The following is a 14,920-nucleotide window of genomic DNA, read 5'->3' as shown; positions in this document are numbered from 1 at the left end:
ACGCTTTCGCAGGCCATCCTTGACGGCCCTGATGCCAGAACTCCAGGCGCATCAGGTGTACGCACTATCGGTTATGGACGGGAAAACCCGATCATTTTACCCCAATTGGGAATTGCTTTCATTTGTCCCCAACGCCATTTAAGACATATCCATATGCCTGAGAGGCATATCGGACGGGGCTGCCCGATCAGCGATAGCCGTTCGGGTTCTGGTGCTGCCAGCGCCAGTGGTCGGTACACATGCGCGCCAGATCGTACTCGGTGCGCCAGCCCAGCAGCGCCTGCGCCCGCGCCGGATTGGCATAGGACACGCCGATATCGCCCGAGCGGCGCTCGACGATCTGGAACGGCACCTTACGGCCACTGGCGGCCTCGAAGGCCTGCACGACTTCCAGCACGCTGCGCCCTTCGCCCGTGCCTAAATTGACGGTGAACCCGGCGTCGAGCTTGCCCAGCCCGGCCAGCGCCGCCAGATGGCCGCGCGCCAGATCCACAACATGGATGTAATCGCGAATACCGGTGCCGTCCGGCGTGGGCCAATCGCCCCCATAGACCTTGAGGACCGGCTGCTTGCCGACGGCGACCTGCGCGACGAACGGCATCAGATTATTGGGCGTGACGCCCGGGTCTTCGCCGATCAACCCGCTTTCGTGCGCGCCGACCGGGTTGAAGTACCGCAAAACACCGATGCGCCAGCGCGGGTCAGATTGGGCCGTGTCGGTCAGCATCTGTTCGGCCATCAGCTTGGTATGACCGTACGGATTGGCGGTGGACAGCGCCGCCGTCTCCTCGACCGGGACGGACACCTGATTGCCGTACACCGCCGCCGACGAGCTGAACACCAGATGCCGCACGTTGTGACGGTCCATCGTCTCGATGAGCGTCAGCAGGCTGCCGAGGTTGTTCTTGTAGTAGAGGAACGGCTTCTGAAGCGACTCGCCGATAGACTTGAGTGCCGCGAAGTGGATCACGCCGTCGATGCGGTGACGGGCGAATACGTCTTCCATGACGCTCGCCGAGCAGGCGTCGCCCTCGACGAACACGGGCGCACGCCCGGCAATGCGTCCGATGCGCGCCACGGCGTCGCGGTGGCTGTTGCACAGGTTATCGAGAATGACGACGTCGTAGCCCGCCGCCAGAAGCTCGACGCACGTATGCGAGCCGATGTAACCGGCGCCGCCGGTAACGAGAATAGTGCCCAGATGGTTCATGAAGATGCCTTGGCAACGCCCGTGTGGCGTGGCCGATTCGCACAAATGTGCACGACGATTGCAATCGCGAGACCCGGCATCTTACTCCAGCCGTCCACGCCATGCCACTGGCGGTCGCTGTACCGGACCCCATAGACGTTCAGACGTTCGGCCCCATGTAAGTATCGTATTCGAGCGCCGCGAGTCGCCGCGTCAGCCGGTGTGCGCCGAGCGCCAGCACGCACAGCAGGGCCAGCGCAAATCCGTAGCCGTACAGCGCTGGCCCGTAGACCAGACTGACTCCGGTGAACAAGGCGTTCAGACACACCAGCATAGCCGTCAGGATCAGCACGTCGCGACGCCGGTCGAGATAGAACAGCACATTGAGCACACCGAGCAGGAGGACTTGCAAACCCGCCGAGACGACGTCGACACGCAACAGCGTCTGCCACCCGCCAGGCACGCCGACGAGCCGCAGCATGTCTTCACCGAACGCGAAGACGAGCAACGTCACGACGGCCTGCACCTTCAGGATCTCGTACAGACCTGTACGCACGGCACGCACCATCAGCACTCGCGACGCCGAAATCTGGCGCAGCGTGCCGCCGTGACGCACCGCATCGAAAAAGGCGGTGTAAGCCTCGGCGAAGTCGGTTTCGATGCGCAGCAGGAACACGGCCATCCCCGGGATCACACAAAGATAGGAAAGGAAGACGGGCAGATCGTAGAGGGGCGCGGCACGCAGCGGGCCGATCACCGTCATGCCGGTCGCGGGCCACGCCCAGAACATCAGCTTGTCGATCCACACGCCCAGCCCGAAGCAAACGCCGACCCCGACGAGCGAGAATCGCAGATTGCGCGGCACGAACACCGCCCATGAAAGCCACGTGGACGTGCGGTAATTGCGCGCGACGATGACAGTGAACCCGAGCAGCAGCGCCGTATGACCGATGACGAAGCCACCCAGCAGGCCCGTCAGGCCGAACCGTCCCAGTAGGACCGCACAGACGACGGTCAGGCTGTAGCCCGCGCAGAACACGCCCAGAATCGCCCGGTACTGCTTCACGCTCGTCAGAAACAGCACCACGATCCAGAGGTTACCCAGCAACACGAAGCCGATCCACATCAGCCAGCGATACGTCAGCGGCTGGTCGGCGAAGAGCGTTTGCGACAGCAAAAGGCCAATGCCGCCGAGCACGACCGTCGTCACCAGCGACACGGCGTTGAAAGACGGCATCACCGCCTGCGGTTCTCCGGCGAAGAGCCGGTCGCTCAGGTAACGCGTGAACGCGAGCTGGATCAGCCCGGTCACGATCACGCTCGACGCGATCAGGTGCGTCACCGACACCTGAAACTGCGTGAGGACGACCTGCGGATGCACGTGCGCGAGACTCATCAACCCGACCAGCACCACACCCACCATCGACAGCACCAGCGGCCCCGCACTGATGATCCCGGCGTAGCTGTAGGCCGCGAACGTGCCCGACAGCGTGTCGCTTCGCAGCAGACGCCGAAGCTCGAACCCGATCCCGGCCATCAGCGCTCGCCTCCCGGGGTGCCCGGCATGTCCGACGTAGGGTCTTCGTCCATCCAGCGCCGGTACAGCGTGCGATAGGCATCGCGAACGGTGTCGAGGCGATAGTGACGTTCAACGCGCGCGATACCGGCAGCGCTTGCAGCCTGCCATGCCGACGGCTCCATCACGTCGACGATGGCGGCGGCCAGTGCTTCGGGGTCGGCCATCGGCACAATGCGCCCCGACCGCCCGAGCGCGCGGTCTTCCGGATCAACGCCTTCGATCAGTTGACGGCATGCGCCGACGTCCGTCGCCACCACAGGCACCCCGGCGGCGGCCGCTTCGAGCATCACCAGCGGTAACGCCTCGGACACCGACGACAGCGCCAGTACGCCGATCTGCGGCAACACCGACTCGACGGCGCGATAGCCCATGAACCTCACCTGATACTCCATCCCCAGACTCGCCGCGAGGTCGCGGCACTCTTGCGCATACGCCCGATCCTCGGTGTCCGGGCCGACGATCCAACCCTGCACATCGGGCCGCGCGCGATAAGCGATGAAGAGCGCGCGCAGGAAGGTCTTGATGTCCTTGACCGGCACCACGCGCCCGATCAGCGCAACCACAGGTGGGATGTCGTCGTCCGCCGCGCCCCCCACACCTTTGACGCGTTTCTCCCGAAGCGCCGCGAAGCGTGCAATGTCGACGCCGTTGGCGATGCAGCGCGTCTTGTGCGCAGGCGCGCCATCGCCGATCTGGCGCAGCCGGTTGCCCTCGTAGAGCGACACGATCTCGTTTGCCGTGTCGTAGCAGACCCGCCCGATGGCTTCGAAGAACCGCATCCAGAGATTCTGGAAGTAACCCACACGCGAGATGTCGCGCTCGAAGGGCCCCCGGTTGTCGCGCAACCACTCGCTTTGCAGCAGGTCGAGCTTGCGCTCCTTCGTGTAGCTGCCATGTTCGGTCACCAGCAATGCTCGCCCGTTCGTCATGCGCAGCATGGCGCCGAGCAAACCCGCGTATCCCGTCGACACCGTGTGATACATGCGGGCAGGCGGCAACGCACTGGCGATGCGCGCAAGTTGCCAGATCGGACGATGCATCGCGCGAATCGTCCAGAAGTAGTCCGTGAACGACGGGTCATGGCAAAACCTTTCGTATCGCTCGGTGATGAATTCCCACGACCGTTCGCTGTGCAGGAACGCCGAGGGCGACAGCGGCTGGCCGTCACGCAGGAGCGGCAGGAGGTGCGCGAGCATGCTGCGCAGGCCATCGACTTTCATGTACCCCGCAGTGTCCGCCATCCCTGCATCAGCCACCCCGGCCACCCCGCCCGCCCCGCCCGACCGGCTCTCGTATCGCTGACGAAACAGATCGTGCATCCGGGCGATGCGGGCAAAGGCTTCGGCGTCGCCCGCGCTTTTCCGGGATGTGGTGCGCGCGCCCTCGACGTCTGTCGGCGTCGCGGACGACGCATCCGTCTCGTACAGGTAATGCGCTTCAAAATGTGTGACGTTCGCGGGCAACGGGTAGACCGGCGCGCCGTAATCCTCGCGACGGCTGCCGATGAACACGACGGAGAACGTCAGGTCGGGAAACGCGCGGATCAGTTGGTCGACCCAGGACGACACGCCGCCACGCACGTACGGAAAGGTGCCTTCGAGCAAGAGTGCAACGTCCGCCATCGCGGGCGTCGTTGCGAGGTCTGCCCCGATGCGGGACGACGGATCGGGCGTCGCGTGGAACGTGGACGAAGCCATGGGCGTCAGCGCGTCCAGAAGCGCACGGCGGGTTGAACGACCGGCGAGGCCGTGACATTGGACACGCCCTTCGCCCCGGTCACACCGGCGCCCAGCCCGCCCAGCAACAGCGAAACGCGGTCATAGCGACGCCGCTGGAACGCGGCTTCCGCCAGCCACGGCAACAGGCGCTCGGTCGGAAAGCTGTGGAACTGCGCCTGACGCAAATGCATTTCGGCCACGTCGGGGTTCTCACGCATCAGCGCACAGCGGCCCAGCAGATACCACATGGACGCATCGTCTTCGTGCTGCTCAAGTGCGTCGCGCGCAAACTTCTCCACGCGATCCAGCGTGAAGCGCAGCACCTCACCGCGCACGAGGTTCTGATAAATCAGTTCCCAATAGAGCTGCGCGAGACAGACGCAGGCATGTGCGCGTTCGTCGTCGTCCTCGGCCGACTCGTGCCGGTCGCGCATCACGAAGATCTGCTGCATGATCCGCTTCTCCATGCCGTCGAGAATGCCGTAGGCGAGCAGGCGCACCTCCTCCACCGGGTCCGCCAGCAGGTCGCGCGCAATCTCGCTCGTGACTCGCGAGGGCAGCGCCTGCACAGAGATCAGCGCGGCAACGCGGTCGTCCCGCTCGCCCTGCACGTTGCGCAGTCGGGCGCGCAGACGCATGCCCGCACCATGACGCACGCGCGCCACCAGGTGCGAGACGAAACCCGGTGTCTCGACGCGGCCCGCAGGCAGCGACTCGCGCGGCGGTGGGAACAGATAGCCCATCAGCAGCACGCCCATCACAACGACCATGCCCGCCACCGGGAGGAAAAAGGTCACCAGCGCGATATGCCCGAACACGCCACGACGGTCGCGATAGCTCGCAGGCAGCGCGCACGTCACGAACCCGCCCGCAAGCAGTGCCGCGATCGCTTGCCATGCCAGCACGGCGGGCATGGCATCGCGAACAAGGCCGGTGGCGGCTGGGGCGATGAACGGCGTGTCCCACGTTGCGGCTTGCAAAACAAGTCGCAGCACGTGCCACTGCGCTACGACGGCGAGCACCGCCAGGGTCAGCGTCAGCCCCCAGCGGATGACGCGCACACCACGTGCCGCGCCCCGTTGCCTGAGTCGCCAGACACCGCTTTCGGATCCGCTTGTCGAATGGCGCTCAGGCATGATCGACGCAACGCTCCATCAGCTTGAGCAGGCCGTCGCCGGGGGCGTCTGCATCGACGTGTGCGGTGTGCACCGCAATATGGCCGCTCTGAAAATCGACGTCGTACTGCTGACGCAGCAATGTCTCCACCCGCATCAGATACCCGTCGATGCCGTGCTCGTCCGTGATGGGCATGAGTGCGATGGCGATTTGGCGTCGCGGCGTGCCAATCGTCCACATGGCGTCGAGGGCCCGGCGCTGACGTACCGTCTGCTCGAACAACGAGTCGCCTCGTGCGCCCCGCGGAAACGCCAGCGCGACCAGCGACGACTCGATGCCGCTCGCGCGCTTTAGACGCGCGAGCCGTCCGAGTTCCAGCGCGAAGTCATACGGGGCTTGTGGCACCAATGCTCGGACGCTCGCCACGAGCGGCTGATGCGCGACACCATCGGCGTAGTACGCGAGCAGCACCAACAACAGTTGCAGGTTGTCGTGATTGAGCGCGAGGAACGGCATGCGTCGCACGATCAATACGCTGGTCAGCGCCCCTTCGGCGTCAAGCAGCGGCACACAGGCCAGATAAGGACTACCGTCGCTGGCGGCATCGTCGGCCTTCACGTGAGCCAGCGTGCCTTCGCGCAGACAGTGCCGCACCAACGGGTCGTCGACGTCCGGTTCGAACCCTTCCCCGACCCGTGCGATGGGCGTCGTCGTCAGCCGGTCGCCACGCACCGGGAACAAGGCGGCAACTTCGATCTGGCATGTCAGCGCAGCGAATTCGAGCATCGGTTGTGCGTTGGGCAGACCGCCGGGGGCGCCATGAACATCGCCCGAACGCCGTACGGTCAGATCGCGCAGACGCGTCAATGCATCGCGCAACGTGACGGGACGCGCCAGAAGATCGCGCTCCAGCCGCTCATGCGACACGCGCAGCAAATAGTGATTGTGGGTAATCGCGACGAGGCGGTCGCTGTAGTAAGCGTTGATGCCCTGCGATCTGAGCGCGCGATGAGACCAGATGTCGCAGAAGTGACCGGCAACGAGCGCCATCGTCATGCCGCCCGCAAAGTGCGCCATCGGAAACGGCGCGCCGGAAGGGCCGCACAGGACATGCCACGCCGCCATGAGCATGGCACCGCTTGCCGCCCCTGCCAGCGAGCCATAGCGCAAGGCACCAATGAGCGAAACGAGCCATAGCCACGGGAATTGCGTGGTGAGCAGCAATGGATCGTCGGGACGAAGGCGCCAGGCCACGAGCACCGCGATCAGCGTTGCGATCAAGACCTCCAGCAGCGCAAAGGGACGCGCCATGGCCGGTGCAACCCGCCGCCCCCAGCGTCCCAGATTTCCGAGCGGTTGCGATCGGCGTACGCGCGTCGTCGATGACGATGGCGACGATGATGACGTCGATGCGCCGGAAGCCGAAGAAGCGGAAGGAGATGACGAAGCACCGGCGCGATGGGCGCTCGCCGGTTCGGCATCGGTATGCATGATTCCCCGTTATCAGAAAGCGCCCTGCCCGGCCTTTTCATTCATGCCTGGGTCATGGGCCACGGATCGACAGTTCCTGTGAAAGACCCGTCGCTCCCGTCCCGCGAATCTTGCGCACCGGGACGGCCTTTGACTGCTGATCCGAACTGATCTCGTATGTTTGATGGAAAAGCACTTTACACACGCGCAGTCCTACTTTCGTCCCATTTCTTTCGCGCCGCCAACCCGCATGAATGCTCAGGATACCGATTTAAGCCCCCCCTTACTGCGGTTCACCATCGAACGAAAACGGTCCCTCGTGCGGACCGACGTATGCGAGATGCGTACGCACACCCGCGCCCGGTTGCCACAGGTGCATAGCGAAGCCCGGCGGCTCCAATGTGACCGATCCCGGCGCACCCGCGGCCAGCCCGAGCGTGATCTGATGCGCCGTCGACACACAGGTACTCGCCATGATCCCCGGCGCGCCCTCCACACTCGCATGAATGCTGCGATGCAGATGCCCGCAGATCACCCGCTCGATGTGACGATGCTGCGATACCACCTGAGCAAACCCTGCACGCCCCTGCGCCGAGAGGCCGTAGCCGTCCATGAACTCGATGCCCGTATCGAACGGCGGATGGTGCATGGCGATGATCGTCGGGCGTCCCTCGCAGGCGTGGAGCTGTGCGTCGAGCCATGCGAGTCGCGCCTCGCACAAATGACCGCCCGCGCTCGGCGGGTCTTGCGTGTCGAGGGTCAAAACAGTAAGCGGCCCGAGATCGACGCGGTATTGCACGAACGTATCGTTCGTATGCAGATAGGCATGTTCCGGAAAAGCATCGCGCAGCCCTTCGCGGTGATCGTGGTTGCCGACCACCAGGTAGAGCGGTATTTCAAGGTCCGCCAGGCACTCGCGAAGTACTTCGTATTCCGATAGATGCGGCGTGTCGATCAGGTCGCCCGTTGCGATGACGGCGTCAGGTCGTGGCGTCCAGCGATTGATGGTGGCGATCGCATTGCGCAAGGCGCGCGCGGTGTCGACACGTCCGCAAGCGAGCATGCCGGGACGCGTGATGTGGAGGTCGGTGATCTGACAGAGCAGCATGAAGCGATTCCTCAATGTCGAATGGCGGCGTCACGCTAGCCATCGTAAATGACACCCGAATGACCAACCAAAAGACGCCGGTCCGCGCAAGCCCTAAAACGCTAGGGAAACCCCCAAAGCCCGCCCAGCAAGGGATTGCGAGGGGGCATGACCGGAGATGCCCGCAGATACCGGGGTTTTGCCATCAAGAACAAGAAAGTACGCGGCATTGCACAACAAAATCGCCGCAAACCGTTGTCAGGACTGGCCCACAGCCCGCCGAAGGCTCTATAATGCGGCTGCCCGGCCAGTGCCGGCGCCCTCACGATGCGTGACGAAACCGGTCTTCGGATCAGGTTCGCGTAACGTGCCGCGAAGGCGACATTCTGGCGTGTGCCGCGTGCCTTATGGCGCGGATACAACACCGACACTCGTCAAATGGCGAAAGTGTTAGAGTTGTCGCCGGTATTCACCACCTCTCAAGGGAAACACACATGAACAAACAGGAACTGATCGACGCCGTCGCTGGTGTTACGGGTGCAAGCAAGGCTCAAACTGGCGAAACCATCGACGCTCTGCTCGAGACCGTCAAGAAGGCAGTCGCCAAGGGTGACTCGGTTCAGTTGATCGGCTTCGGCTCGTTCGGTTCGGGCAAGCGCGCTGCGCGTACCGGCCGCAACCCGAAGACTGGCGAAGCGATCAAGATCCCGGCAGCCAAGACCGTGAAGTTCACGGCTGGCAAGGCGTTCAAGGACGCTGTGAACAAGAAGTAAAACCAGTTGCGCGCAGGCCGGCCTCCGTGCCGGCCTATCTTTTTTGCTCGCATTCGGCCGTCGATTTCGACTGCGATTTCGACAGGATTCCTGTTGGATTCCGCACCAGAATCCCGATGTGCCAAGCGCAGCATTGAGAAGGCGTCACGTCATCCTCTCGCGAGGTCCACGACTGATGTGACGCTGCGTGCCTCGCGGGTGGCCTGTGCCCCGCTCTGCGGCAAAGCAGGCGCCCGCGACAAAGTGCTGCACCCGATTTGCCGCGTCATGCGCTCAGGCAACTATGCTATGTTGCGTAACATGACACGCGCGCCGCTAGCGGCTTCCGCCGCCTCTTCCGAAGTTTTCTCCGCTGCTGCCGACGCTCGTCAGGCAGAGGAAGTCGCACTGCCGTCGTCAGCCCAAATGCGGCGTATGTCGGCGTCTCGTCTGCTGGTCATGCATGTGGCGTCTGCTTTGGCGCAATGGCCCGCGCTGCCCGATGCGGCGGAAAGCGCGGCCAATACCGATACCATTCCCCCCGAAGCTGTTCATCAGTTGCGCATTGCGACGCGTCGTCTTCGTGCGCTGATCGACATCTACTCGCCGTGGCTCAAACCGCGCTGGCAGCGTCAACTCGTCGCCGAACTGCGTTGGCTCGGGCATTCGATGGGCCCCGTGCGCGACGCGGATGTTTTGACCACCGAGACACTCCCGGCCTTACGCCTCGAATATCCGGATGTCGACTGGATTGCGGTCGATGCGCATCTGTCGAAGGTGCGCAGCGACGCCCGGGCTCAAGCCGCCACCGCGCTGACCAGCGAACGCCAACGCGCGTTGCATGCGTTGCTGCGCGATGCCTTCGGTGTTCACGGCGACGGTACGGCCGATGCACGCGCAGCCAAAGCCCTGCGACGTCCGTCGCGTACGCCCGGCAAGCGGCCACGCGCACTGGCGAAGCACGCGCATAACGTGCTTCGCGAACGATACATTGGGTTATTTCCTGATTGTCGCCAGTTGGCCATGCTCGATACCGAGCAGTTGCACGCATTGCGCGTGAAGATCAAGAAGGCGCGCTACAGCGCCGAGGCGCTCACGCCGTGGTTGCGAAAGTCGGTTCGCTCGCCGTATCACGAAACATTGCGCACCGCGCAAACGTTGCTCGGGCATATCAACGACGCTGCGGTCGCGCAACGGGCGCTGGAAGACATGCCCATCTCGGCGAAACATCGCGAGACGCTGACGGGACGCCTCGACGCGATCATCGTCAACGCCACCAGCCGCGCCGCGCACGTGCTATGTCAATTGCCCGATGCCCATCGCCTTGAGCGCGGCATGCGCAAGGCGTAGGCATCACGCCACCCAACGTCACGCGAATCAGACGACCTTGGTGCGAAGCAGGCGCATGCCGTTGGCGATCACCAGCAGGCTCGCACCCACATCCGCAAATACAGCCATCCACAGCGACGCCAGCCCCATCACCGCGAGGGCAAAAAACACCGCCTTGATCGCGAGGGCGACAGCGATGTTTTGCTTGAGCACCGTCGCCGAGCGTTGCGAAAGCGCCAGAAACGCTGGCAATTTGCGCAAGTCGTCGTCCATCAACGTGACATCGGCGGTCTCGAGCGCGCTGTCCGTGCCCGTCACACCCATCGCGAAGCCAACGTCGGCCGCCGCCAGCGCGGGCGCATCGTTGATGCCATCGCCCACCATCCCTACGTGTCCGTACTTTTCACGCAGCGACGACACGGCTTGCCACTTGTCTTCCGGCAGCATCTCGGCACGCACATCGCTCACGCCGGATTGCTCGCCGATGACCTGAGCGGTGGCCCGGTTGTCGCCCGTCAGCATGACGGTGCGCACCCCCATTTTCGTCAACTGGGCAATGGCCTCTCGGCTTTCCTCACGCAGCGTATCGGCCACGGCCAGTACCGCCAGCGCCTGCGTTTCGCTCGCCAACACAATAGCGGTACGCGCCTGCGCCTCGAGACGCGTCAGTTCGGCTTCCACCTGGGCGTTGCACACGCCCAGCGATTCGATCAGACGATGGTTGCCGAGGTAGTAAAGCGTTTCGCCGACGCGCCCCTTCACCCCCATGCCCACCAGCGCCTCGAAATCAGTCACGGACGGCAACGCCCCAAGCCCCGCCTGCGCGTGACCGTCGACGACAGCGCGCGCAATCGGGTGAGTCGTCTGGGTGTCCAGTGCGGCGGCGAGCGTCAGGGCGTCGTCGCGAGACGTGCCGCGCAACGGCACGACATCGGTCAGACGCGGTTCGCCACGCGTGAGCGTGCCTGTCTTGTCGAGCGCGACCGCACGGATCAGGCGTCCACTCTCCAGAAACGCCCCGCCCTTGATCAGAATCCCGGCGCGCGCGGCGGCTGTCAGCCCGCTCACGACGGTGACCGGCGTGGAAATCACCAGCGCGCAGGGGCATGCGATGACCAGCATCACGAGCGCCTTGTAGATCCACGGCGACCAGGCCAGCCCGAACGCCAGCGGCGGCACGATCGCGACCAACAGCGCACAAAGCACCACAACCGGCGTGTAAATGCGTGAGAACTTGTCGACGAAGCGTTGTGTCGGCGAGCGTTGTTGCTGTGCCGTCTCAACAATGCGCACGATGCGCGCGAGCGTCGTATCGCCAGGGGCGACCGTCGTGCGATACACGATCAGACCGCTTTCGTTGATGCTGCCCGCGTAGACGTCGTCGCCAACCGTCTTGTCGACGGGCACGCTCTCACCGGTAATCGACGCCTGATTCAGTGCCGACGCACCCTCCTCGATCACGCCGTCGATGGCAATGCGCTCGCCCGGACGCGCCCGTACCCGTGCCCCCACAGCAAGCGTTGCAGCAGGGACATCCGCCCAGGTGCCGTCGACCTGCTGCACCGACGCCTGATCCGGCGCGAGACGCATCAACGCCTCGACGGCGCGACGCGCCCGGGTCAGCGATGCCGCCTCAAGCTTTTCGGACAACGCAAACAGCACGATCACCATGGCCGCTTCGGGCCACTGACCGATGAACATCGCGCCGATCACGGCAAGCGACATCAGGAAGTGGATGTTCAGTGTGAAGTGCCGCAGCGCAATCCAGCCCTTCTTGAGCGTCGGCAAGCCGCACGCGAGGATGGCTGCGACAACTATCGCACCCACCCACGGGCTGTGCTCAGGCACGCCGGACCAGACCGCGACTTCACTCGCGGCAGCCAGCACACCACCTGCCACGAGCCGGACGGCGTCGCTTGTCCGCTGGGCGGGCGGCGGTGCAACTGCACCTGCGTTCTCGCCGGAAAGCGGCACCGGCGTCATCCCCAGTTTGCGCAGCGTTTCCGCCACGGCATCGCGCTCACGGTCGACGTCGGACGCCGACGCGCGCTTGTCGAAAACGACGGTCAATTCACGCTTGAGCAGGTTGAAATACAACGTCTCGACGCCGGGACGACGCTCAAGCTGATCTCGAATCAGGCGCTCCTCCGTCGGACAGTCCATCTGATCGATGCGGAAGCGTGCCTGCGGGGCATCCGTCGTGGGGGCCGGTGCCGACGGCGCAAAACTCTCGCCGCCGGCACAGCACGACGCTTCGTCATGCGTATGCGCGGCGGTTGCACCGTGGCTGCCGTGGTCGTGGTCGTGGTCGTGGTCGTGGTCGTGGTCGTGGTCGTGAGCATGACCGTCGTGACGATGGCCGTGATCGTGGTCATGCCGATGCGCCTGTGACGGCGGCGTGTGCTCATGCGAATGCCCGTGACAGGTCTCGTGATCATGCCCGTGTGCTGGACCATTTCCATGGCCGGGCAACTCCCGATCCGTCGTCGCCGCGGTCGTCAGGCCCGCCAGACGGGCCGATTCCGAAGGGTTGGACATGTGAACTCCTGGTTACCTGATTCGTGTTACCCTTCATTCAAAACCCTGTAGTGACTACGGAGTCAAGCATGAAAATCGGAGAACTGGCCCGGGCGGCGGGCACCGATGTCGAAACCATCCGCTATTACGAGCGTGCAGGCCTGCTGCCACCGCCGCCGCGAACCGACGCGGGTTATCGCACCTACGGCGACGAACACCTGGAAGCCCTACGCTTCATCCGTCACTGCCGTTCGCTCGACATGCCGCTCGCCGACGCCAAACGACTCGGCGAACTGGCGCACGACACCCACGTGACGTGTGAAGACGCCAACCAACTGATCGAGGCACATCTGGCGCGCGTGCACGCGCGCATCCACGAATTGCAGGCGTTGGAGCAACAGCTTCTGCATCTGCAAGCGCAATGCCGCAGCCGCCATGAGACGAGCGACTGCGGTATCTTGCGCGCACTCATGCAAGGCGCACAGGGCGAAGCCTGCGCTTGCCACAACGAGACCGAGCCCATCGAAGTCGCTTGCGAGCACGACCACAAGCACGGTCACGCGCACGCATAAGCGGCAAACGTTCTCATTTCATTGCGCGTCGCATGACCCGCGACGCAAACCGATTCCGCACGTTACACAAGCGTTCCCGGGCATCACAAACGTGATGCCCGCGTCGACACACGCCCTGAACGTTTCACATTTGATCAAAACGTAAAAATTGTGAGAAATCGGCCTGTTTCCCGCGAAATTAGGGGCAAGTGAACGTAGAATGTCCCGCACGCTTCGTCACCGCCTTACACGGCGTGTGACGTGACGCTCGGGATACGCATCGATATGTCGTAATCCGTTTTAATTTTTGATCACTTGTCGGAGACCTTATGTCCAGCGATGTATCCGCGACGCCAGCACCCGCGACGGAGAGCAACGCCGACATCGTCATCATGGGTGCGGGGGCGGCTGGCATTTCAGTCGCAGCAAGCCTGCGCCGTCGCCGTCCGACGCTCTCGATCACGATCGTAGATCCGGCTGACACCCACTACTATCAGCCCGCCTGGACGCTCGTCGGTGCCGGTGAATTCGACGCTGCTCGCACGGCACGCTCCATGTCGAGCGTGATTCCCGAAGGCGTGAACTGGATCCAGGCCGCGGTCACGGCTTTCGCGCCGGAACGCCAGCAAGTGCTGCTCTCGGACGGACGTCGCCTCGGCTATCGCTTCCTCATTGTGGCCCCCGGGCTGCAACTGAATTGGGAGGCCATCGACGGCTTGAGCGAAACGCTCGGCCGCAATGGCGTGACCTCCAATTACCGCTTCGATCTCGCCCCGTACACGTGGTCGCTGGTTCGCGAATTCAAGGGCGGCAATGCTCTGTTCACGCAGCCGCCGATGCCGATCAAGTGCGCGGGCGCCCCGCAAAAAGCCATGTATCTCTCAGCCGATACGTGGCGTCAACGCGGTCTGCTGGACAAGACGAAGATCGAGTTTCATCTCGTGGCCCCCGCCCTGTTCGGCGTCAAAGACTACATCCCGGCGCTGATGGAGTACGTCCAGCGATATCGGATCTCGCTCAATCACCTCTCGCATCTGCGTGCGGTGGATGGCGAGCGCCGTGTGGCGCGTTTCGAGATTTTCGATGCGGACGGGCAATCGCAGTTCGTCGACAAGCCCTTCGATCTACTGCACGTAGTGCCGCCGCAAAGTGCACCGGACGTGTTACGCGCGAGCCCGCTGGCTGATGCCGCCGGTTGGTGTGAAGTCGACCCCGCGACGCTGCGCCACGCGCGTTACGCCAACGTCTTCGGTCTCGGCGACGCGATTTCTGCGCCCAACGCCAAAACCGCCGCCGCAGCGCGCAAGCAGGCCGTTGTCGTCGCCGAAAACTTGCTCGCTTCGATGGACGGCCGTCCCCTTTCGCTGCATTACGACGGGTACGGCGCTTGTCCGCTCACCGTGGAGCACGGCAAGATTGTGCTCGCGGAATTCGGCTATGGCGGGAAACTTCTCCCTACATTCCCCATCGACGGTACGCACGCGAACCGCTTTGCATGGGTCCTGAAGAAATACGTGCTGCCAAAGGTTTATTGGGACTTCATGCTTCGGGGCCGCGAATGGATGGCGCGCCCACGCTGAGCTGACCGTAGGTGAAACCCGCACTCAATTTT

The 14,920-nt window shown here is 63.8% G+C and carries 11 protein-coding genes; 4 read left to right on the top strand and 7 right to left on the bottom strand.

The window, feature by feature from the left end:
* Positions 1-187: 187 nt before the first annotated feature.
* The 6 genes from galE to ACIQWO_RS03995 all read right to left on the bottom strand — a co-directional run bounded on the left by galE (position 188) and on the right by ACIQWO_RS03995 (position 8,180).
* Positions 188-1,210 carry a UDP-glucose 4-epimerase GalE gene (galE, locus tag ACIQWO_RS04020; RefSeq protein WP_402819461.1) on the bottom strand — a complete coding sequence of 341 codons (1,023 nt, stop codon included), beginning with the start codon at positions 1,208-1,210 and terminating at the stop codon, positions 188-190.
* Between the two features lie 139 nt (positions 1,211-1,349).
* Complete coding sequence (gene pelG / locus ACIQWO_RS04015) at positions 1,350-2,726, bottom strand: exopolysaccharide Pel transporter PelG (RefSeq protein WP_402819458.1); 1,377 nt, start codon at positions 2,724-2,726, stop codon at positions 1,350-1,352.
* Positions 2,726-4,465 carry a GT4 family glycosyltransferase PelF gene (pelF, locus tag ACIQWO_RS04010; RefSeq protein WP_402819455.1) on the bottom strand — a complete coding sequence of 580 codons (1,740 nt, stop codon included), beginning with the start codon at positions 4,463-4,465 and terminating at the stop codon, positions 2,726-2,728. Before pelF ends, pelG begins: the two co-directional genes overlap by 1 nt.
* 5 nt (positions 4,466-4,470) lie before the next feature.
* Positions 4,471-5,622: a lipopolysaccharide N-acetylglucosaminyl transferase gene (locus ACIQWO_RS04005; protein WP_402819452.1), complete on the bottom strand. Its 1,152-nt coding sequence runs from the start codon at positions 5,620-5,622 to the stop codon at positions 4,471-4,473.
* Positions 5,615-6,913 carry a PelD GGDEF domain-containing protein gene (locus ACIQWO_RS04000; RefSeq protein ID WP_402819449.1) on the bottom strand — a complete coding sequence of 433 codons (1,299 nt, stop codon included), beginning with the start codon at positions 6,911-6,913 and terminating at the stop codon, positions 5,615-5,617. The genes ACIQWO_RS04005 and ACIQWO_RS04000 overlap by 8 nt, the downstream gene beginning before the upstream one ends.
* A gap of 442 nt (positions 6,914-7,355) precedes the next feature.
* Positions 7,356-8,180: a phosphodiesterase gene (locus tag ACIQWO_RS03995; protein WP_402819446.1), complete on the bottom strand. Its 825-nt coding sequence runs from the start codon at positions 8,178-8,180 to the stop codon at positions 7,356-7,358.
* Between the two features lie 473 nt (positions 8,181-8,653).
* Between ACIQWO_RS03995 and ACIQWO_RS03990 the strand changes: the two genes are divergently transcribed.
* Positions 8,654-8,932 (top strand): HU family DNA-binding protein, encoded by a 279-nt coding sequence (locus ACIQWO_RS03990; protein ID WP_039398613.1) that lies wholly within the window; start codon positions 8,654-8,656, stop codon positions 8,930-8,932.
* Positions 8,933-9,220: 288 nt separating this feature from the next.
* Positions 9,221-10,261, top strand: a complete 1,041-nt coding sequence (locus ACIQWO_RS03985) for a CHAD domain-containing protein (RefSeq protein ID WP_402819442.1) — start codon at positions 9,221-9,223, stop codon at positions 10,259-10,261.
* A 27-nt stretch (positions 10,262-10,288) separates the two neighbouring features.
* On the opposite strand, the gene ACIQWO_RS03980 is transcribed toward ACIQWO_RS03985, so the two are convergent.
* Positions 10,289-12,778 (bottom strand): heavy metal translocating P-type ATPase, encoded by a 2,490-nt coding sequence (locus ACIQWO_RS03980; RefSeq protein WP_402819439.1) that lies wholly within the window; start codon positions 12,776-12,778, stop codon positions 10,289-10,291.
* Between the two features lie 68 nt (positions 12,779-12,846).
* Here ACIQWO_RS03980 and ACIQWO_RS03975 point away from each other — a divergent pair, with 68 nt between their 5' ends.
* Both ACIQWO_RS03975 and ACIQWO_RS03970 read left to right on the top strand, forming a co-directional pair.
* The gene (locus ACIQWO_RS03975) at positions 12,847-13,329 is read left to right on the top strand and encodes a Cd(II)/Pb(II)-responsive transcriptional regulator (protein ID WP_402819436.1); all 483 of its coding nucleotides are present in this window, start codon (positions 12,847-12,849) and stop codon (positions 13,327-13,329) included.
* A 308-nt stretch (positions 13,330-13,637) separates the two neighbouring features.
* The gene (locus ACIQWO_RS03970) at positions 13,638-14,888 is read left to right on the top strand and encodes an FAD/NAD(P)-binding oxidoreductase (protein WP_402819433.1); all 1,251 of its coding nucleotides are present in this window, start codon (positions 13,638-13,640) and stop codon (positions 14,886-14,888) included.
* Positions 14,889-14,920 lie beyond the last annotated feature (32 nt).

Source organism: Pandoraea sp. NPDC090278 (assembly GCF_044772185.1).
Classification (GTDB): Bacteria; Pseudomonadota; Gammaproteobacteria; order Burkholderiales; family Burkholderiaceae; genus Pandoraea.
The sequence above is the reverse complement of the archived record's forward strand: the minus strand, read 5'-3'. Positions and strand labels throughout refer to the sequence as shown.